This window comes from Vibrio sp. D420a (assembly GCF_030248625.1).
GTDB classification, from domain to species: Bacteria; Pseudomonadota; Gammaproteobacteria; order Enterobacterales; family Vibrionaceae; genus Vibrio; species Vibrio fortis_A.
On record NZ_JAHGAN010000052.1, the window covers coordinates 1 to 20,451 of the forward strand.

Consider the following 20,451-nt stretch of genomic DNA (forward strand, 5'->3'; position numbering starts at 1 on the left):
TTCGCGAAAGAAACGACGCAAATGACTAAGTCGCAAATTCTTTCTCAAGCGTCTAGCTCGATTCTTGCTCAAGCGAAGCAAGCACCGAACTCAGCACTTAGCCTACTTGGCTAATTAGAAATAAAATTGAAACCGAAAGCTAGGTGGTCAAACACCTAGCTTTCTTTTTATGAGTAAAATTTACCGAATGATTAATTGTATTGATGGTGTGGGTTGTATCATTCAGATGTATGCAATTGGTGTTGAAGGAACGACACAAATGGTGAGTTGGGGTAAACCTAGCTAAATGGAATACAACTAAATGGTATCGATACAAACCAATATATCTTCTTCTATTGCTCAGCGACATCTTGGTGAAGCTCAAAGCCAAGCCGTTGATGCACAGTCAAAACTGCAATCCGGCTCGCGTATCAACGCGGGTAGCGACGATGCTGCAGGTCTTCAAATAGCCAATCGACTCAAAGCCCAAACTCGAGGGATTGATGCTGCCTTGTCGAATGCGACTAATGCTGATTCTATTGCACAAACTGCCGAAGGCGCGCTGCATGAAAGTACTAATATGCTCCAAAAACTCCGTGATCTTGGATTACAGGCGTCCAATGGTGCATTGAGTCGGGATGAGCGCGAAAGTATCCAGATCGAATCGGAGATGCTGATCAATGATCTTGATCGTATTGCATCCTCAACGACCTTTGCAGGGGATGAGCTATTTGATGGCTCTTTTGGAAAGCGTAACTTCAATCTTGGCCCTGATTCGAATGCGGTCTCGCTCACGCTTAAGAGCATGTACACCAATATCCCGCAGATGGGAGGGCAGTTTACAGAAGCAAATAGTGACGTCGATGAGAACTGGCGAGTCTCTTCTGATGATCAAGGTTTACGTGTCAGCTATCAAGATAGCAATGATGAGTCACAGGAGCTCGATTTTGAGCTTAAAGAGGGTGATGATATCTATCAGGTAGCCACCTATATTAACGGGCAGCAGGATGTGGTTAGAGCATCAGTAAACGAAGAGCACCAGCTTCAGTTGTTCGCTGCTCATGCCGATTCTCCTCAAGGCTTTGAAGTCTCGGGGAGTGCCGTGAATACCTTTAATTTTGGTGATACTCAGGCGATATCGTTAGATGATGTGGACATGACAACCGTCGGTGGAGCGCAGCTTGGTGTTGCGGTTATTGATGCCTCATTGAACTATGTGGACGGGCATCGTAGTGAAATCGGTGGTTTCCAGAACGGAGTCAGCCGCACTATGAATAGCCTCAACAATACCTTTCATCGTATTGCTGATTCAGAGGGGCAAATCAAAGATACCGATTACGCTAAGCTCACGACAGAGCTGACCAAATCTCAGATGCTTGAACGTGCCACGTCAACACTACTCGCACAAGCGAATCAAGATACGGGTACCGCTCTTTCTTTATTAGGCTAATTTTTCCAGACAACAAAAAACGCAGCCGTGAGGCTGCGCTTTTTGAACTTTTGAAATGCTAAGTAAAGATTACTTAGTCACTTTCAGAACTGGAGTTTCACCCACAGTTACAGAACCAGCAAGTTTGTTCAGCTCTTTGATTTCGTCCATGTTAGAGATAACAACTGGAGTAAGAGTTGATTTTGCTTTTTCTTCTAGAAGCGCTAGGTCGAAAGTGATGATAGTGTCACCAGCTTTAACAGTTTGGCCTTCTTCTGCTACGCGAGTGAAGCCTTCGCCTTTAAGTTCAACAGTATCGATACCGAAGTGAACGAATAGCTCAACACCGTCGTCAGACTCGATAGAGAATGCGTGGTTAGTTTCGAAGATCTTACCGATAGTACCGTTAACTGGAGCTACCATTTTGTCGCCAGCTGGTTTGATCGCGATGCCGTCACCAACGATTTTTTCAGCGAAAACAACATCTGGCACGTCTTCGATATTTACGATTTCACCAGATAGAGGTGCGATGATTTCGATTGCACCAGCGTCAGCGCTGTCATCAGATACTAGCTTCTTAAGTTTGTCAAACAGACCCATTGTGTCATGCTCCTAACGTTTAGTTTTATTCTGTAGAATATACTATACCAATCTAGCAAATTAGACGACTTTTTTTAGTCGCCTAATCATATTAAGCCATTGGTGATTACTGAGTTTTCTCAGCGATGAACTTTTCTACTACTGCTTGGATTTCTTCAGCAGTTGGTAGAGAAAGTGCTTCATCAGCCATTGCTTTAACTTCTGCGAAGTTAGAGTTGCGGATAACTTTCTTCACTTTAGGGATAGAGATACCGCTCATAGAGAACTCATCTAGCCCCATACCTAGTAGAAGCAGTGTTGCACGCTCATCACCTGCAAGCTCACCACACATACCAGTCCACTTACCTTCAGCGTGAGACGCATCGATAACCTGCTTGATTACTGTTAGAACAGCAGGAGACAGTGGGTTGTAAAGGTGAGAAATCATCTCGTTACCACGGTCTACAGCAAGTGTGTACTGAGTTAGGTCGTTAGTACCGATAGAGAAGAAAGCAACTTCCTTCGCTAGGTGGTGCGCGATAGCTGCCGCAGCTGGAGTTTCAACCATTACACCGATTTCAATCTCTTCATCGAATGCTAGGCCTTCAGCGCGAAGCTCAGCTTTGTACTCTTCGATAGCTTTCTTCAGTTCACGGATCTCTTCAACAGAGATGATCATTGGGAACATGATGCGAAGCTTACCGTGCGCAGATGCACGAAGGATACCGCGTAGTTGGTCACGTAGGATTTCGCGACGATCTAAGCTGATACGTACTGCACGCCAGCCTAGGAACGGGTTCATCTCTTCTGGAAGATCCATGTATGGTAGATCTTTGTCGCCACCGATATCCATAGTACGGATGATCACTGACTCACCGTTCATTGCTTCTGCAACTTCTTTGTACGCTTGGTACTGCTCTTCTTCAGTAGGAAGTGCATCACGGTCCATGAATAGGAACTCAGTACGGTACAGACCAACGCCTTCACCACCGTTACGGATGATGCCGTCACAGTCTTTAACAGTACCAATGTTACCGCAAACTTCTACACGGTGACCGTCTAGAGTTTCTGCGTGTAGATCTTTAAGTTTTGCTAGCTCTTCTTTTTCAGCTAGGAATGCAGCTTTAACTGCTTTTGCTTCTTCAAGCTCAGCTTCTGATGGGTTGATAACAATCTTGTTATTCATCGCATCAAGAATAAGCATGTCGCCGTTCTTCACTTTCTTAGTGATATCGTTAGTACCAACGATAGCAGGAAGCTCTAGTGAACGCGCCATGATAGATGTGTGAGATGTACGACCGCCGATGTCACAAGCGAAGCCTAGTACGTAGTCTAGGTTGATTTGTGCAGTTTCAGATGGCGTTAGGTCGTATGCTGCTAGGATAACTTCTTCATTGATATCGCTTAGAGAAACGATATTGATGCCTAGTGCATTTTTAACAAAACGAGTACCGATATCACGGATATCAGTTGCACGTTCTTTTAGGTATTCGTCGTCTAGTGACTCAAGCGCAGATGCTTGCTCTTCGATAACCGTGTGGATTGCGTTATCAGCGTACATCTTGTCGTTCTTGATGAGTGCTAGGATTTCTTCCTCTAGCTCTTCATCTTCAAGAAGCATGATGTGACCTTCAAAGATCGCCTCTTTTTCTTCACCGAAAGTCTCAAGCGCTTTTTGCTTAACAACTTCTAGTTGAGCTGCAGATTTGTTACGTGCGTCAAAGAAACGCTGAACTTCTGCTTCAACTTGGTCATCAGTGATAGTGTTAGTGTTTAGAACGATTTCATCTTCTTGAAGTAGTAGTGCTTTACCGATAGCAATACCAGGAGATGCTAGGATACCTGAAATCATAGCTTTACCTTAAGTTGGTCAACTGTAAACGGGAGAGTGTGTGACTTTTTCCGCTTGGCGTTATGCCGAGCTTATTCTGTTCTATTTCGAACAAAGCCACTTTGCAGGGCAAAATGGCTTTGAAAGAAGGAGACCGAATTAGTGTAGTTGGTCCATTAGAGCAACTAGGTGGTCTACAGCTTGCTGAGCTTGTGGGCCTTCAGCAGAAATAGAAACTACAGTACCTTTAACTAGGCCTAGAGTTTGTAGTTTGAATAGGCTCTTAGCGCTTGCGCTTTTACCGTTAGAAGTCACAGTGATGTCTGCGTCGAAAGATTTTGCTTCTTTAACGAACTGTGCAGCTGGACGAGTGTGAAGACCGTTTTCTGCTGTGATTTCTACTTGCTTCTCGTACATTTTATATACCCCAATTAATTTATTATTTGTAAAGTTTATAACCAAGTTTAGCTTAACTTCTTTGACATGCATGCGCCAGAGTGTAGTACGCCATGTTCGTGTTTGAACAGTTTGGTTAAAATTTTATCCAGCCATGGTGCTCTTTTGTGAGAACTCACAACTTTCAGAATCTGGTTTATTGCTTCTTTTATTTTGAAGCGAAAAATAAAACAGGGGTGATATTACCAAAGGTGAGGCAGGGATCAACAAAAAAGCCCCAATTAGGGGCTTTTTTAGACCAAATATTGATTTGACCACATATTACTGTTGGTTCTCTTTGTCGGTAAAAATGCCGGCAAACAGGGCTGTGCTGAGGTATCGTTCACCTGAGCTTGGTAAAACTGTAACAATTGTTTTCCCAGCAAATTCAGGTAGTTCCGCTAGTCGGTTCGCAGCAACAACGGCTGCACCAGAAGAGATACCAGCTAGGATGCCTTCTTCAGCCATTAAGCGTTGTGCCATTTCAATTGCTTCTTCTGAAGTCACCGACTCAACACGGTCTACAAGCTCTAAATCAAGGTTACCAGGGATGAAACCTGCGCCGATACCTTGGATTTTGTGTGGTGCTGGCTGAATTTCATCGCCTGCAAGCGCTTGTGCAATCACTGGTGATTCTGCTGGCTCAACCGCTACAGAAGTAATTGCTTTGCCTTTCTCACCTTTAATGTAACGGCTTGTACCAGTAATCGTACCGCCAGTACCAACACCCGCTACAAATACATCGATCTCACCGTCAGTCGCTTCCCAGATTTCAGGACCAGTAGTCTTCTCGTGAATTTCTGGGTTTGCAGGGTTGTTGAATTGTTGAAGAAGTAGGTACTTCTCTGGATCGCTTGCAACAATTTCTTCTGCTTTCGCGATCGCGCCTTTCATGCCTTTAGCTGCTTCTGTTAGCTCAAGGTTGGCACCTAGCGCTTTAAGTAGCTTACGACGCTCAAGGCTCATCGACTCAGGCATAGTTAGCGTTAGTTTGTAACCACGAGCTGCTGCAACGAAAGCAAGTGCCACACCAGTGTTACCACTTGTTGGCTCTACAAGCTCTACGCCTGGCTTAAGAGTGCCAGCTTTTTCTGCTTCCCAGATCATGTTCGCGCCGATACGACACTTAACGCTGAAGCTTGGGTTACGAGCCTCCACTTTCGCTAGTACATTACCTTTACTTACTTTGTTCAAACGAACCAGTGGTGTGTTACCGATCGTAAGGGAGTTATCTTCGTAAATCTTGCTCATGGAATATTCCTTCATTTGATGACAGAACTAAACGCGGCATATCAATGACTTAGTCGTCCCGTTTATTTCAATGTTTGTTTAACTTGAATTTAGATTAAACAAGTTGAAAAAAAGGTAAAAGGATTAAAAAGTTATATCATATAGATATGTAGCAGAATGCACGCTCATTTTGATAGAAATCAGTGATTCAACAAAATGAGCGAGAGTTCTGCTAATAATAGAAGAGGTTAGCGAAGGTGAGTAAATTGCCCTTTGTGTTCTGATACCCACATAGCAGTGGCGCCACATACTGCTACAGGTACAACAATCAGATTAAGGATTGGAATGGTTGTGAAAATAGAAACCAATGCTCCAAATCCATAGCTCTTACCTTGCTTTTGTTTCAGTGAGCTTCTCATATCATCAAAGCTGATTTTGTGGTTATCAAACGGGTAATCTGCGTATTGAATTGCCAGCATCCAAGCTGTAAAAATGAACCACAAAAACGGCGCGACAGTTTGACCAAGAGCTGGGATCAGCAGCAATAAGAAAAGCCCGATTGCTTTTGGTAGTGTGTAAACCAGCTTGCGCCATTCACGAGCCAGGATACGCGGCGTATCTTTAACTACGTCCATTAAGCCATCGTCATTCACTTTTTTGCCCGTTAAAAGTTCTTCTACCTTCTCTGATAGTAAGCCGTTAAATGGGGCGGCGATGAAATTCGCTAAGGTACTAAAGAAGTATGAGAAGGTGGCAAGAATGGTCAGCGCCAGCAGTGGCCACAAAACATAAGTCAACCAAGTGAGAAAGCTAGGAAGGCCTTCCAACCAGCCATCAATCCAAGTATTGAGGTTAGAAAAGATGTAAAACAACGCGCCACCAACCAACAATACGTTAGCTAATAAGGGCATCAGTACGAATTTACGGATACTTGGAGAAAGAGCGATTTTAGCGCCGAAAATGAAATAGCCGAAGCCAGAGCGAGGAATCGATAAATTAGTCATATTGGAATATCAGCTCACATAGGGGGAGTTGGTTAAATAGCAAACACCTATAGTGTACTCGACCGATATTAAGAAAAAAAGCGTGGTGAAAATCACATCAACTGAGGAACTTATTGTATTAAGTTGTTCTAAAACAGTAGCTACTTTTGATACAGTAGTGAGATTGGTCAAATTAACCTAACTGATATAGCGACCTGAAAATTCAGGGTGACTATGAAAGCTGAGAGCGAAAAATGCAGGAATTGCGATTTGTACTCATTATTGTTGGCGCATTAGCGATCGCCGCATTATTGTTCCACGGATTGTGGACGAGTAAAAAAGAAGGGAAAGCCAAATTTGGTGATAAGCCACTTGGCAAGCTCGACAACGACAGCTTAGATGACGTGGGCGCCATGCCAGAGCGCTCTTTCGCGCCAGAAGACGACTTCGAGATCATTCGTAAAGAGCGTAAAGAACCGGACTTTGCTGTATCACCAACAAATGCAGACCCATTAATTGATTCAGATCCGCTGACTTCAAGCCCATCGGCGAAAAGTGAGCAAGAGGATCTTGAGCTCAACGATCTACCATCTTTCAGTGTTGAGACTCCTGTTAAAGAAGAGCCAGAATTTCAAACAGAAGCATCCGCTGAACCCGCTGTCCCAAGCTTTGAGTTAACCGAAGAGCAAAAAGAGAGCCACGCTGACTTTAAAGAGCATTACGGTGCTATGTCGCAAGAGCCTGAGTTTGACACTCAGCCTGTTCAACAGAATTTGCAACCAGAAGACACTGCCCCAACCGTTGAAGCGGCAACTGCTGCACCTCAAGAAGCACAAGAAGATGACTTGGGCTTGGAAGTGATTGTACTAAATGTGCATTGTGCCGGTGAAACACCGTTTGTAGGTACTGAGCTTTTCCGCAGTATGGAAAACAATGGACTAACCTATGGTGAGATGTCTATTTACCACTGCTTCGCTGAAGCGGCAGAGACACCGAAAGTGATCTTTAGTGTCGCGAACATGATACAGCCAGGTACGTTAGAACACGACAACCCTGCAGACTTCACAACCAAAGGCATTTCGTTCTTTATGACGCTGCCTTGTTACGGTCAGGCTGATCAGAACTTCAATGTTATGTTGAGTGCAGCACAACAAATCGCTGACGATTTAGGTGGTAACGTATTGGATGAGTCGAGAAACCTGATGACGCCAAACCGCTTGTCTGAATACCGTAAACAAATTCGAGACTTTATGGCTAATCAAAGCGCTTAGTAGACAATGTAAGCCTTACAGTTAATCTATAATGATAGAAAGGGCTCCTGATGGGGCCCTTTTTGATATTTCAATCTGACAGAGAATGATATGAAAGAATCCATTCAAAGTACTTTAGAGCAGTTAAAAGAGACTCTGCACTATCATGCCGTTCGCTATTACGTTGAGGATAGCCCAGAGATCCCTGACGCAGAATATGATCGATTAATGCAGCAACTGCTGAAGATTGAGCAAGAAAATCCAGAACTGGTCACTGTTGACTCGCCAAGTCAGCGTGTTGGTGGAGCACCGTTGGATGGCTTTACCCAAGTGACCCATGAAATTCCGATGCTCTCTTTAGACAATGCTTTCTCTGATGAAGATTTAGACGCATTTAACAAGCGTATGTCTGATCGCGCTCCTCTGGCTGACTTAACAACATTCTGTTGTGAGCCAAAGCTAGATGGATTAGCGGTGAGTCTTCTTTATGAAAATGGCACGCTTGTTCAAGCAGCCACTCGTGGTGATGGTACAACCGGTGAGAACATCACTGAAAACGTTCGTACCATTAGCTCAATTCCACTCAAGCTTCAAGGTGAGGGATGGCCGACACGTATTGAGGTGCGTGGCGAAGTCTTTATGCCGAAAGCGGGATTCGACAAACTGAATGAACAAGCACTGAAGAAAGGCGAAAAGGTTTTTGTAAACCCTCGTAACGCCGCGGCAGGTAGCCTACGTCAGTTAGACTCTCGTATTACGGCTAAGCGTCCGTTAGCGTTTTATGCTTATAGCGTTGGCGTTGTTGAAGGTGCAGAGCTTTCAGGTAGCCACTACCAACGTTTTCTTCAGTTGAAGAGCTGGGGCCTACCTATGTGCCCTGAGACAAAACAACTGAGCTCATTAAATGACGTTAAAGCATACTACCAAGACATTATGGATCGCCGCGACGCGTTAGCCTATGAGATCGACGGCGTAGTGATCAAAGTCGATAATATTGCGGCTCAAGAGGTTTTAGGCTTTGTTGCTCGAGCTCCGCGCTGGGCGATAGCTTACAAATTCCCGGCACAAGAAGAGATCACGTTACTTAACGACGTAGAGTTCCAAGTCGGTCGAACGGGTGCAATTACACCAGTAGCGAAACTGGAGCCTGTGTTTGTTGGCGGTGTAACGGTAAGTAATGCGACTCTGCATAACGCTGATGAAATAGAACGTTTAGGCGTTATGGTCGGGGACAGTGTGATTATTCGCCGTGCCGGTGATGTGATCCCTCAAATTGTTGCTGTAGTGGCGGAGCGTCGCCCTGAGACTGCAAAAGAGATTGTTTTCCCTGAAGCTTGCCCTGTGTGTAGCTCTGCTGTCGAACGTGTAGAGGGTGAAGCTGTGGCTCGTTGTACCGGAGGTCTGGTATGCCAGGCGCAACGTAAAGAAGCGCTCAAGCACTTTGTTTCGCGTAAAGCACTGGATGTTGACGGCTTGGGCGAGAAAGTGATTGAGCAATTGGTTGACCGCGAAATGGTTGAAACCCCTGCTGATCTCTTTAAGTTAAGTGCAGGAGTCTTAACGGTGTTAGACCGCATGGGGCCTAAATCAGCGCAAAACGTGGTGAATGCATTGACCAAAGCGAAAGAAACGACGCTAGCTCGTTTCTTGTACTCTCTGGGTATTCGAGAGGTTGGTGAAGCAACGGCAATGAACCTTGCTCAGCACTTTAAGTCGCTTGATATGGTTCAGACTGCGACTCACGAACAACTCGTAGAAGTGCAAGATATCGGTGATATTGTTGCTAGTCACATTACCAGCTTCTTCTCCCAAGAGAAGAACCGTGAAGTGGTTGATAAACTTCTAGAGCTAGGGCTCACCTGGCCGGCAATAGAAGCGCCTGTAGAAGGGCAGTCACTACCACTTGAAGGTAAGACGGTAGTTTTGACTGGCTCTCTCTCTCAATTAGGGCGTAGCGAAGCTAAAGCAGCCCTACAAGCACTGGGTGCAAAAGTAACAGGCAGCGTTTCCAAGAAAACAGACATCCTATTTGCTGGTGAAGCGGCAGGTTCTAAGCTCACTAAGGCACAAGATTTGGGTATTGAAATAAGAAATGAGCAAGACTTAATTGACCTACTTTCTTAATTAAATTGCTCTAAAAAAAGCTAAAAGGCACTCCCAATGTGGAGTGCCTTTTTGTATGTGGCCATTAAGTTTTACTCTTTTTATCTGAAGAAAAATTTGTGGCTATATTAAGTCAGATTTTGGGACTGTGAGCTTGCTCAATAATAATAAAATACCGTTCTGTCGCTTATCTATTTGCGAGTGATATCACTTTTTATAAAGTAATTTTTATTTTAAGTGATTGTTTTGTAATGTTTTAATTTTTATTTTTTAAAAGGTTTGGATTTTGTCGATCAGGATCACTAAGTCATAGATAAATTTGCACCAACTCATATTTTTTTAGATGAAAATTAAGTTCTCATTGATCTTTTTAAGGGCAAAGTTAGTCTTAGTGACATGGATGCACGCAGTGTATACCCAGTAAGGAAAAAGAACCTCGGGCGGTTAGAGGTTCTAAACAAGAAAAGGTATTTCTCTCTACGGCGGCCAACTTTAGGTGAGAAATAATCAAACAGCTATATCCATTTTTAGGAGTTTTATTCCATGGACAAATTTTTCAAAGTATCTGCGCTAACTGCAGCTATGGTAGGTGCACTATCAGCTGCTCCAGCAATGGCAAATGATCCTATCGGCCCTGAGTATGCTAGCCAAGCATCTGAGTTTTTCTCTGAATCGACGATTAGCGGTAACCTGAACTTCTTCATGCGTGCTCGTGATCGTGGTGATGTTGATGCTAACGGTAACGATACCCCAAAAAAGACTAACTTAGACCACGGTTCTATATTCGCTAATCTAGGTTTCCACTCTGGTTACGTAGCTGATGTAGTTGGTTTTGATGCGGTTATTTATAGCACATTCGACATGTGGGCTGGTGAAGATACGGGTGGTTCTTTCGAGCATGAAATGAACTTCTTTGATTGTGATTCAGCATACGGTGCAGCTACTGGTTGTGATTCTTTCAACACTGACAACGGTGTTTCTTTCGCAAAAGCAGCTCTAAAATTCAAGTTTGGTGAAAATGTAAACGCACAACTTGGTTACTTCCAACCAAGTGTACCAAGTACGCTAGGTGTTAACTGGTCGTTTGCTCCAGGTACTTACCGTGGTGGTGAAGTAGGTGGTAACTTTGGTGACTTGTCCGTTGGTTTGGTTTATGCGGACCAATATAAAGCACCTTGGTTTAAAGAGACTTACGAATTCCGTGACGGCTCTTTCTGGGGAAGCCCAGGTAAAGACGTTGGTGATGTATACTCTGTAGGTGCTCGCTACACGTTGTCTAACGGTATTTCTTTCGATACTGGTTATGGTGCTCTAACAGACGGCGACCGTAAAAACTTCCACGTAAAAGTTAAAGGTACAACTGATGGTGGCTTGTACTGGTCTCCACAACTTTACGTAGTTGAAGATGATAACCAATTCGATAGCACAGCATTCCAAGCCGCGTTACTAACGTCTAAATCTGTTGGCCAGTACAGCTTCCGTGCAGAAGCTACGTATACAGTAGCTGACTCAGAAGATACACGTGGTAACGTTGGTAACATGTCTTACCGCCTGACAGAACAATACGGTGGTTCAAACGGTGCTTATGAAATCTGGTGGAACAACCGTTCTGACTTTAACCACGATGGAGAGTACGCTTTCTTCCTATCTTCAACTCGTGATTTCTCAGATGTTGGTGGTAAAGGGTTCAGTGCTGGTGTAAGTGGTGCTTACGGTGCAGGCGCTAAAGCTGATGGTTATGATGAACTAGTTGAATACGCGTACAGCTTCTTCGCTAACTACGCAATCCAAGCTGGTGCGCTTAAAGATGCTAACATTAGCTTCTACTACACTAACTTCTTCAACGATTCAGATGCTCCAAACTGGACTGGTTACTCTAATGCATTCCAAGATGAGACTGACTTTAAACTAGCGCTAACAATTCCATTTGGCGTTAAATAATAGAAGTTTGATTAGATAAAGCTGGGCATTTGCCCAGCTTTTTTGCTTTTTAGGAGGTATTGATGAAACGTATTATTCCTACTCTAATATTTGCCTTAGCTTTATCCGCTTGTAGCCAAACACCAAAAACAGCTGCTGAATTTTGGTACGGGCAAGGAGAACGCTTTGGTCTACATGGTTATGCTATGGAAAATGAATCTCTTGAAAGCGTTAAAGAGAAAGTCCCGTTTGATGAAGCGGCATATAGACAAGGGTATTTAAAGGGAAAAGCGGAGTACTGTGACCCATTTAAAGCATTCGAAAAAGGCATACGAGGTACTCGATATACAGGTCAATGTGAAGGTTTGCCAAACGAAGATATGCTTAAAGCAGAATGGCAACGAGGCTGGGATACATTTATTGGCGCCGATTTCTATCGGTTCAGATAACACAAAAAGCAGGCAAGCGAGGTTTATTAGTAGCCTGCTTGCCTATTTTTGTTATTGATGTGTACCGCCATGCGCTTTACACAATTCGCGAGGAAGGTGTTTAACAACACCGTCGCTAAATGTACATTGCACTCCTGCTCCAAAGACCTTACCTGCATTTTGATTTGCCAAAGCGAGCGGTGTCGAAAATATAAATATTGTTGCTAACGCTAGAGTTAAAATTTTCATCATCGTTATCCTTTTCTCACTTACCAAAAATGAAATAAATAGCATTTAAACGTCATGCTTAATATCACAGTATGTACATGGTCAATAAAAGATCAAAATAATATATAAATTTTAAATGAAAAATAACAACCTATTATTTCAATAATTTAATCAGTAACTTATTGAAATTATGTAGCGCCTATTTGTTGAAATTTGCTCGTTTAACTTAAAAGTCAGCGAAACTGACCATAATTCGCAAGCTTTATTTTCTCTTATTATCTTTGCTACGCCTCGAGTGTATTTGGGTGTATGATTTGAGCGTAATATGATGATTTATGAGTGAGGAAAACGGCCTTACTCTGCTAATGATTTGAGTAATATCATGAATATAAGTGAAGTTGCTAAGCTAACTAACCTATCCACGAAGTCGATTCGTCTATACGAAGATAAAGGCGTGATTTCAGAGCCGATGCGCTCAGAAAACGGCTATCGAACCTACACTCAGAAGCAATTAAAAGAGTTGAGCGTGGTTGCCAAGGCAAGAAGCGCCGGATTTTCTTTAGAAGAGTGTAAAGAATTGGTCGCTTTAGCTGACAATCCATGCCGAGAAAGTGCAGATGTCAAAGCTAAGGCTCAAAGTAAGCTTGATGAAGTGAATCGAAAAATTGCGGATTTGATGGCGATAAAGACAACATTAGAGGGGTGGGTTGAGAAGTGTCCTGGAGATACTAACAGTCATTGTCCGATCATTAATGATCTGGTCGATGAGCAATAGATTAGGCCATTAGAACAGTACGTAGTGTTCTAATGGCCTAATGGCCTAATGGCCTAGTGATTACTTGTTGACTGGTGCGATAGTGAGAACAATGCCATCAACCGCTGTGACCACTACTTCGGTTCCTGCGGTTATGTCAGTCGCAGCAATGGCTGACCAAGTTGTATCGCCGAGTCGGATTCGACATTTACCTTTCTGAATATCATCTTCCAATCGAGTAGTCTTTCCTATCAACTGTTTATCGCGCTGATTGAGAACTCGAGCTTTATCTGACTTACGATCACTTTTTAGTTGTCGTCGCCACCATAACCAAGTGGTGATTAGAGAGAAACTGGCGAAAGAGAGCCATTGCATTTGCCAGCTCAGCGGTAAAGCGCCAAGTAGTGCGCCGACGATCATTGCTGAGATGCCAATCCAGAGAAAGTACCCTGCAGTGCCCAATAGCTCTAATCCAAGTAGCAGTAAGCCAAAAGCAAGCCAGTGCCAGTGGTTCACCTGATCTAATAGTTCAATCATCAGCTACTCCTTGTTATTTGTTCCTTTGTGAGAAAACATCTCTGCAATACCCGCAACTGAGCCCATTAGCCCTGACGCTTCTAGTGGTAGCATGATGATCTTACCATTTTCTGCTTGGCCAATCGATTTAAGCGCATCGGTATAACCTTGAGCGATAAAGTAGTTTACCGCTTGCATGTCACCTTGGGCTATCGCCGTAGATACCATTTCCGTTGCTTTCGCTTCTGCTTCTGCAGCACGCTCACGCGCCTCTGCTTGAAGGATAGCCGCTTGCTTTTCACCTTCTGCTTTTAAGATTTCTGATTGTTTGTGACCCTCAGCTTTTAGGATCTCAGCTTGTCGCACACCTTCCGCTTCTAGGATGTCAGCACGTTTGTTACGCTCAGCTTTCATTTGTGCGTTCATTGCTGCGGTCAGATCTGCTGGTGGTTGCACATCTTTAATCTCGATACGAGTAACTTTGACGCCCCAAGGATTGGTGGCCTCATCAACGATGTTTAATAGCTTGCTGTTGATCATGTCACGTTGGCTTAGCATTTCATCCAGTTCCATTGAGCCCAGGACGGTACGAATGTTAGTGAGCGTTAGGTTGCGAATTGCGTGCTCAAGATCGTTAACCTCATAAGCTGCTCTTGCTGCGTCAATCACCTGCACGAAACAGACAGCATCGATAACAACGTTCGCGTTGTCTTTAGAGATAACTTCTTGTGCTGGAATATCTAATACACGCTCCATCATGTTGATCTTTTGACCAATGCTATCAATGAATGGAATGATCAAATTCAAACCAGGTTTGAGGGTGTGGGTATAACGACCGAAACGTTCAACGGTCCAGTTATTCCCCTGAGGGACGGTTTTTACGCCAGCGAAAATAAATAGAAGGGCAACAATGGTGAAGCCGCCGATAGTAATCAGAGTATCAATAGCCATACAAAATCCTTGTTTAAACGAGTCTTCAATTTTACTTTTAAAGATAGTGGCTTAATTTTGTACTCTGAGCAAATTTATAAATGAAAAATGGGCCATAAAACATTGATTTTATGGCCCATTTTGGATTTTTACCGCTTGATTGGTTCGCTAGGTTATTGAGTGTTTACGCAGTAATTGAGCCTAGTAGAGTAGCGAGTAGAGCTGTTTACGGTACTTACTCGCACTGGCGTTACCTTGGCCAAGTGCACTTAGAATATCCATAAAGCTTTTCTTCATGTCACCGTCTAGTGCGTTTAAGTCTTTCACTAGATATGACCACAGCAACTCAAGCGCTTCTTCACTACGATTGACTTGATGATATTGCAGTGCGAGTTCCGCAGCGATTTTCGCATCGCTAGGGTTAGCTTGTAGGTTCGCTTCTAATGCTTGGATCTCAGGACTATCGGCAGCTTGTTTATGCAGTTCGAGTTTTGCCACTAAGCCTTTGAAGTAGTTGTCTTGGTATTCTAGCGGGATAGCAGCGAGTTGTGCTTCCGCCAATTCAAACTGTTGCGTTTCTAGAAGACATTCGGCAATCGCTAGTTTCACTTCGCCTTTATTGGTGAGCTCTTCTGGCAACTGCTGCATTGCAGACAGAGCTTGTAGGTGTTCTCCTGCTTGCATCTGCTCCAAAGCTTGACGAAGCGCTAACTCATCTTGGCTAGGAAGATGCTTGCTTAGCATGCCAACAATTGCTTCTAAAGTTTGTGGACCACCTAGGCCGTCTACTGGCTGTCCATTAACGAATAGAGCAATAGTAGGCAGTGCTTGTACACCAAATTGGCTCGCAATCGCTTGTTCTTGCTCGCAGTTTAGTAATGCCAAGGTAAATGCACCATTGTACTGCTGGGTAAGCGTTTGCAGATCAGGGATGATCTGAGCGCTCTCTTGGCTCATTGGTGCCCAAAAATGGATCAGAACAGGTGTCTGCATCGAACCTTCTAATACCTGACGAAAGTTCTGTTCATTGAGTTCAACAATATGCGGCGATTGCATCGGCGTTCCTTGAGTTTAATTGAATGCTAACAACACTATGGGGGCAATCATCGTAATTTCAAGGTGAAAAGGATAAGAGAAATCAGTGGCTAATAATAAAAAACGCTACGTTTTCGGCGCCGTTTATTAGGGCGCGAAAGCATAGCGTCATTTACCAATCAGGTTGGAGGTGCGATCCCTGTTAGTACTCAAAACAGTAAAAATAGGGTGATGGCAACACTCACACCAACCCAGTTTAAGGTGTTAAGAGTCATGAATGTACCTTCAATGGATACATCAAGCAGGGGCGCTTGATGCTACGATGTGAATCATGACATCTTATTGTTACGAACAAATTACATCGTTACATTATTTTTGCGATTTATTCGATTATTTGTTGTTAGGCTGCTTTACGTAAAATCGGGTCCAGCCAACGGTTGGGTAGCAGGCGTTTGAGGATCGCAAAGATCTTTGTTGGCGTCGTGACTCGATAGCGTGGTTTGGGCTTGTCGGCAGTGAGTGCATGATAGACAGGCTCAACGCAGCTTTCAGGAGGAAGCACGAAACGGTTGCCGGATGTTTCGTTTTCCAGTCTCTGTTGTTGCTGTTGATAGTACTGACTGTGAACACTACTGGTTGGATTAATCCAACGATTGAATGCGACCAGAGCGTTGCGTCGAAACTCCGTCTCAATCGGACCTGGTTGAAGCAGGGAAATGTGGATACCGCTACCATGAAGCTCAAGCCTTAGGGTATCTGTCCATCCCTCAATCGCAAACTTAGAAGCATTGTAAGCACCCCGATATTTCATCGCTGCGAAACCAAGTACTGAGCTGTTTTGAATGATTCGTCCTTCACCACGTTCACGCATACTAGGAAGCACTATGCGAATCAGATGATGCCAGCCGAAAAAATTGGTTTGGAATTGGTCGCGTAACCCTTGTGTTGGTAGATCTTCTAACGCGCCCGGTTGGCCATAAGCGCCATTATTAAATACGGCATATAGGCCATTAGGGGCCAACTCGAATGCTTGTTCTACACCTCGCTCAATACTCTGTTCATTGTTGAGATCGAGTTGAATGCAATCTAACCCTTCCTGCTGCAGTTTTATGACATCTTGTTCGTTGCGGCACGATGCAATCACATGAAAGCCTCGTTGTTTGAGAGCGTGAGCACAGGTGTAGCCAATACCGGTTGAGCATCCAGTAATCAATATTGATTTCGTCACGGGGGGTCCTTTCCTAGGGTCTGTTACCTTCCCCTAGGTTAAAGGAATTAGTCTTGATGTTGTAACAAGTTTTTCAATGCAGGTTCAATTCTTGAGTAACTGAATATAAAGCCCATTTCAGTGAGTTTCTTTGGTTTAGCGCGAATGCTGTCAAACAGTAAGCATGAGGATTCGCCCATCATTAATGACATAGCCCACTTCGGCGTGAATAAGATGTGTGGTCGACCAAGCTGCTTGGCTAGGGTGCGACTGAACTGTTTGTTGGTGGCAGGGTGAGGGGCGCACATATTGAATTCGCCTTGAGCGTGGGGGGTGTTGAGCAAGTGGTTGATTGCTCGGATCATATCGAGAAGGTGGATCCAGGGCATATATTGGTTACCTGAACCTAACGGCCCACCCAAACCAAGCTTATACGGAAGTAGCATTTTCTTTAGTGCGCCGCCGTGTTCTCCCAAGACAATCCCTGTTCTGAGTAGCACGACTCTGGTGTTTTCTGATTGAGCACGCTTGGCTATCTCTTCCCAGTGCGCACACACCTTATGCGGGAAGCTATCGTCTGAAACATGCAGAGCCTCGTCAAAAGGGTGTTCTTGTTGATCGCCGTAATAACCGACGGCGGACCCACTAATAAACACGCTCGGTGGGTTAGTACTTGCGTGAATCAGTTCCACGATTTTCTCGGTAATGTGCCAACGACTTTGACAGATACGCTCTTTCTGTTGTGAGCTCCAGCGTTTATCGGCAATGGGTTCACCAGCTAAATTTATTACCGCGTCAAAGTTATTCAGATCAGAAAGCTCATCCAACGATGTGATGTAGTGAAGATTATTTTGATTGAGGTGGCTGAGTGCGCTCTGTGCTTTTGACGGATCTCTAGTGAGCAGTGTCACTTCGTCTGTCTGCCAGCTTTTGATCAATTCTGAGCCAATAAACCCAGTGCCACCCGTCAACAATATCTTCATACCAACCTCCTCTTAATTTATTAATTATAGACCCGGCTTGTTTTAGTCTGCCAACCAATACGCAGAAAACTATATAACGATCATAAGGTTTCATTCATGTGATAGCGCAAAGAGCGGAATAGATTACGCGTTAACTTTAGTGGGTGGTTGTGTTCACAGTTTAGCGAAAATGTTTCAATATGTTACTGAGTGCTTAATGCGAGTCACATAACAACGAAGGATAATTTGTCATGCTTATTTGAGAAGTGACACTCACTGTGTGGTTAATTTGCTCGCACTAACTCGATAGCTAAGGAGATTTGATGACAGCGATACTTGCTTTGATGAAAGCCATGCTCGGTAGCCTAAGAGATTTGCTGCCCATTGTCGTTGTTATTGCATTCTTTCAGCTGGTGGTGCTGCAAGAGCCACTCCCAAATCTATTTTCAATCTTAAGTGGTCTGTTACTCGTTGTACTGGGGTTGACCTTTTTTATTTTTGGATTGGAAATGGGGCTCTTTCCTATTGGTGAGTCGATGGCACAGGCGTTTGCTCGCAAGGGTAGCGTCATGTGGCTGTTGATTTTTGCGTTCTGTTTGGGTTTTGGCACCACTATCGCTGAACCCGCATTGACAGCGGTCGCTGATGAGGCTGCAGAAGTCGCAGCAGAAGGTGGGGTGATTCCTAATTCTAACCAAGAGATGGAAGAGTATGCCAACGGCCTTCGTGTCACAGTAGCTCTCTCTGTTGGACTAGCGATCGTGCTTGGCGTGCTGCGTATCCTGAAAGGTTGGCCGATCCATTTCATGATCATTGGCGGCTATGTGGGCGTCGTCATTCTGACAGCATTTGCACCAGAAAACATAATCGGTATCGCTTATGACTCGGGTGGGGTAACCACATCAACTATTACCGTCCCTCTTGTAACAGCGTTAGGGGTTGGGCTGGCTTCTTCGATAAAAGGCCGTAACCCTATGATTGATGGCTTTGGTCTGATTGCCTTCGCCTCTCTACTGCCAATGATGTTTGTGATGGTATATGGGATGGTGATCGCATGATGAGTCTGAATCTATTTTTCGATACATTCTTAGGCACTGTGACAGATGTGATCCCGATTGCCGCTATCATTTTCGGCTTTCAGTTGGCCGTTCTCCGTAAGCCGGTTACCAATCTGATGAGAGTCATTCTTGGCTTTTTCTACGTCATACTGGGTTTAACGCTCTTTTTAATGGGGCTAGAACTTGCCTTGTTCCCATTGGGAGAGACGATGGCAATGCAGCTGACGGCTCCAGACTTTTTAAGTAACTTTAAATTCAGTGATGGTCAGCAGCTTGGCTGGTTCGACTATTATTGGGTCTATCTTTTCGCTTTCTTTATCGGCTTTAGTACCACGATAGCCGAGCCTTCACTTATCGCTGTTGCAATTAAGGCGAATCAGGTCTCTGGTGGCAGTATTAGCGTCAATGGGTTACGTATTGCCGTCGCGTTAGGGGTGGCTATTGGTATCTCTTTAGGGAGCTATCGGATTGTCGCGGGCGATCCTATTCATTACTACATTATCTGTGGCTATGTGGTGGTGGTCATTCAGACATTTTATGCACCGAAGCTGATTGTGCCCCTGGCATATGATTCAGGAGGTGTAACGACATCCACGGTTACAGTACCTTTGGTTACCGCATTAGGGCTCGGTTTGGCTTCGACTGTGCCTGGTCGAAACCCCGTTATAGACGGCTTTGGTTTGATCGCCTTTGCCAGCCTCTTCCCCATTATTTCTGTCATGTGTTACGCACAAATCACTCAATGGCTCAATCAATCACAGCAGACAGAACCTGAGAAAGCTCAGCCACAAGAAATTCAACCACAAGAATATAAGGAGCAGTAGATGCGTTTCAAACTCATTTTAGCCTTTGTTGAAGACAGTAAGACGGACATCGTTCTTGATGCGGCGCGCGGTGCTGGGGCGACAGGCGCAACGGTGATCAGCAATGCTCGTGGAGAAGGGCTTAATCAAAAGCGAACATTTTTTGGGTTAACGCTAGAGGTTCAGAAAGACGTACTTTTATTTGTCGTTGAGGAGCACTTGTCTCGCCATATTCTAGAAACCATCAGTGAGGTGGGCGAATTCGACCAAGAATCGGGACAGGGGATTGCGGTACAGATCGACGTTGAGGATGCCGTCGGCGTAGCCCACCAAGTTGAAACATTAACCAAGGTTGTTGAGGACAAGCTATGAGCGAACAACAAACAATGTGCGTCGCTGACGTAATGGCGAATACCTACATTATTGTGGATGGACTGATCACCGTTGATGAAGCGATCAGGTTAGCTAGGCAGCATCAGGTCAAAGCGCTCATCGTTGATAAACGTCACGATGGTGATGAGTACGGTATTGTGTTGATGAATGATATTGCTAAACAGGTCTTGGCCAAGAATCGAGCGCCGCAACGGACTAATATCTACGAAATCATGACTAAGCCTGCGTTGAGTGTATCAGCGGATATGAATGTTAAGTATTGCGCTCGATTGTTTGAACGTTTCGGTGTGAGCCGAGCTCCGGTAATTCAAGAGGGAAAAATAATCGGCATGGTCAGTTACAATAATATCGTGATAAATGGCATGGCGAAGGATGACGTGAAGTAAGTGTAACCGTAC

The 20,451-nt window shown here is 44.3% G+C and carries 22 protein-coding genes; 11 read left to right on the forward strand and 11 right to left on the reverse strand.

Translation table 11 applies throughout. The features are described 5' to 3' along the window. Together KI743_RS22735 and KI743_RS22740 are read left to right on the forward strand one after the other, a co-directional pair. Nucleotides 1–114 (forward strand): flagellin (locus KI743_RS22735; protein ID WP_253820721.1); only part of this gene is annotated, 114 nt, incomplete at its 5' end. 187 nt (nt 115–301) lie between these two features. Next, nucleotides 302–1,429, forward strand: coding sequence for a flagellin (locus KI743_RS22740; RefSeq protein ID WP_285468366.1), 1,128 nt, complete (start codon nt 302–304; stop codon nt 1,427–1,429). 69 nt (nt 1,430–1,498) lie between these two features. Here the strand turns inward: KI743_RS22740 and crr are convergent, their stop codons facing one another. The 5 genes from crr to cysZ all read right to left on the reverse strand — a co-directional run bounded on the left by crr (nt 1,499) and on the right by cysZ (nt 6,487). Next, nucleotides 1,499–2,008 (reverse strand): PTS glucose transporter subunit IIA, encoded by a 510-nt coding sequence (crr, locus tag KI743_RS22745; RefSeq protein WP_032551815.1) that lies wholly within the window; start codon nt 2,006–2,008, stop codon nt 1,499–1,501. Nucleotides 2,009–2,114: 106 nt separating this feature from the next. Beyond that, nucleotides 2,115–3,839, reverse strand: a complete 1,725-nt coding sequence (ptsI, locus tag KI743_RS22750) for a phosphoenolpyruvate-protein phosphotransferase PtsI (protein ID WP_285468368.1) — start codon at nt 3,837–3,839, stop codon at nt 2,115–2,117. Between the two features lie 138 nt (nt 3,840–3,977). Next, complete coding sequence (locus tag KI743_RS22755; RefSeq protein ID WP_032552209.1) at nt 3,978–4,235, reverse strand: HPr family phosphocarrier protein; 258 nt, start codon at nt 4,233–4,235, stop codon at nt 3,978–3,980. Between the two features lie 300 nt (nt 4,236–4,535). Then, nucleotides 4,536–5,504 (reverse strand): cysteine synthase A, encoded by a 969-nt coding sequence (gene cysK, locus KI743_RS22760; RefSeq protein WP_032551817.1) that lies wholly within the window; start codon nt 5,502–5,504, stop codon nt 4,536–4,538. Between the two features lie 227 nt (nt 5,505–5,731). After that, nucleotides 5,732–6,487: a sulfate transporter CysZ gene (cysZ, locus tag KI743_RS22765; RefSeq protein WP_032551818.1), complete on the reverse strand. Its 756-nt coding sequence runs from the start codon at nt 6,485–6,487 to the stop codon at nt 5,732–5,734. Between the two features lie 233 nt (nt 6,488–6,720). Between cysZ and zipA the strand changes: the two genes are divergently transcribed. The 4 genes from zipA to KI743_RS22790 all read left to right on the forward strand — a co-directional run bounded on the left by zipA (nt 6,721) and on the right by KI743_RS22790 (nt 12,188). Continuing rightward, nucleotides 6,721–7,737, forward strand: coding sequence for a cell division protein ZipA (gene zipA, locus KI743_RS22770; protein WP_285468370.1), 1,017 nt, complete (start codon nt 6,721–6,723; stop codon nt 7,735–7,737). Nucleotides 7,738–7,827: 90 nt separating this feature from the next. Then, the gene (gene ligA / locus KI743_RS22775) at nt 7,828–9,840 is read left to right on the forward strand and encodes an NAD-dependent DNA ligase LigA (RefSeq protein ID WP_285468371.1); all 2,013 of its coding nucleotides are present in this window, start codon (nt 7,828–7,830) and stop codon (nt 9,838–9,840) included. 522 nt (nt 9,841–10,362) lie between these two features. Further along, complete coding sequence (locus tag KI743_RS22785; RefSeq protein WP_032551821.1) at nt 10,363–11,760, forward strand: multidrug transporter; 1,398 nt, start codon at nt 10,363–10,365, stop codon at nt 11,758–11,760. A 62-nt stretch (nt 11,761–11,822) separates the two neighbouring features. Further along, nucleotides 11,823–12,188, forward strand: a complete 366-nt coding sequence (locus tag KI743_RS22790) for a DUF2799 domain-containing protein (RefSeq protein ID WP_150869085.1) — start codon at nt 11,823–11,825, stop codon at nt 12,186–12,188. 51 nt (nt 12,189–12,239) lie between these two features. Here the strand turns inward: KI743_RS22790 and KI743_RS22795 are convergent, their stop codons facing one another. Then, nucleotides 12,240–12,416 (reverse strand): hypothetical protein, encoded by a 177-nt coding sequence (locus tag KI743_RS22795; protein ID WP_167332344.1) that lies wholly within the window; start codon nt 12,414–12,416, stop codon nt 12,240–12,242. 361 nt (nt 12,417–12,777) lie between these two features. Here KI743_RS22795 and cueR point away from each other — a divergent pair, with 361 nt between their 5' ends. Beyond that, nucleotides 12,778–13,170 (forward strand): Cu(I)-responsive transcriptional regulator, encoded by a 393-nt coding sequence (gene cueR / locus KI743_RS22800; protein WP_150893775.1) that lies wholly within the window; start codon nt 12,778–12,780, stop codon nt 13,168–13,170. Nucleotides 13,171–13,230: 60 nt separating this feature from the next. Here the strand turns inward: cueR and KI743_RS22805 are convergent, their stop codons facing one another. From KI743_RS22805 to KI743_RS22825, 5 genes are all read right to left on the reverse strand, one after another. Further along, nucleotides 13,231–13,686 carry an NfeD family protein gene (locus tag KI743_RS22805; RefSeq protein ID WP_150869083.1) on the reverse strand — a complete coding sequence of 152 codons (456 nt, stop codon included), beginning with the start codon at nt 13,684–13,686 and terminating at the stop codon, nt 13,231–13,233. 3 nt (nt 13,687–13,689) lie between these two features. Then, nucleotides 13,690–14,616, reverse strand: coding sequence for an SPFH domain-containing protein (locus KI743_RS22810; RefSeq protein WP_285468377.1), 927 nt, complete (start codon nt 14,614–14,616; stop codon nt 13,690–13,692). 180 nt (nt 14,617–14,796) lie between these two features. Continuing rightward, the gene (locus KI743_RS22815; protein WP_285468379.1) at nt 14,797–15,651 is read right to left on the reverse strand and encodes a co-chaperone YbbN; all 855 of its coding nucleotides are present in this window, start codon (nt 15,649–15,651) and stop codon (nt 14,797–14,799) included. A 379-nt stretch (nt 15,652–16,030) separates the two neighbouring features. After that, the gene (locus KI743_RS22820; protein ID WP_285468380.1) at nt 16,031–16,858 is read right to left on the reverse strand and encodes an SDR family oxidoreductase; all 828 of its coding nucleotides are present in this window, start codon (nt 16,856–16,858) and stop codon (nt 16,031–16,033) included. 47 nt (nt 16,859–16,905) lie between these two features. After that, nucleotides 16,906–17,820 (reverse strand): TIGR01777 family oxidoreductase, encoded by a 915-nt coding sequence (locus KI743_RS22825; protein ID WP_150869082.1) that lies wholly within the window; start codon nt 17,818–17,820, stop codon nt 16,906–16,908. Nucleotides 17,821–18,122: 302 nt separating this feature from the next. On the opposite strand from KI743_RS22825, the gene KI743_RS22830 reads away from it, so the two are divergent. From KI743_RS22830 to KI743_RS22845, 4 genes are read left to right on the forward strand one after another with little or no spacing between them, the layout of a single operon-like run. Then, the gene (locus tag KI743_RS22830; protein WP_032551829.1) at nt 18,123–18,857 is read left to right on the forward strand and encodes a DUF1538 domain-containing protein; all 735 of its coding nucleotides are present in this window, start codon (nt 18,123–18,125) and stop codon (nt 18,855–18,857) included. Further along, a complete protein-coding gene (locus KI743_RS22835) occupies nt 18,854–19,681 on the forward strand; it encodes a DUF1538 domain-containing protein (RefSeq protein ID WP_285468383.1) in 828 nt (275 codons plus the stop codon). Before KI743_RS22830 ends, KI743_RS22835 begins: the two co-directional genes overlap by 4 nt. Further along, nucleotides 19,682–20,032, forward strand: a complete 351-nt coding sequence (locus tag KI743_RS22840; RefSeq protein ID WP_032551830.1) for a P-II family nitrogen regulator — start codon at nt 19,682–19,684, stop codon at nt 20,030–20,032. Next, nucleotides 20,029–20,439, forward strand: a complete 411-nt coding sequence (locus KI743_RS22845; RefSeq protein ID WP_032551831.1) for a CBS domain-containing protein — start codon at nt 20,029–20,031, stop codon at nt 20,437–20,439. The genes KI743_RS22840 and KI743_RS22845 overlap by 4 nt, the downstream gene beginning before the upstream one ends. Nucleotides 20,440–20,451: the final 12 nt, after the last annotated feature.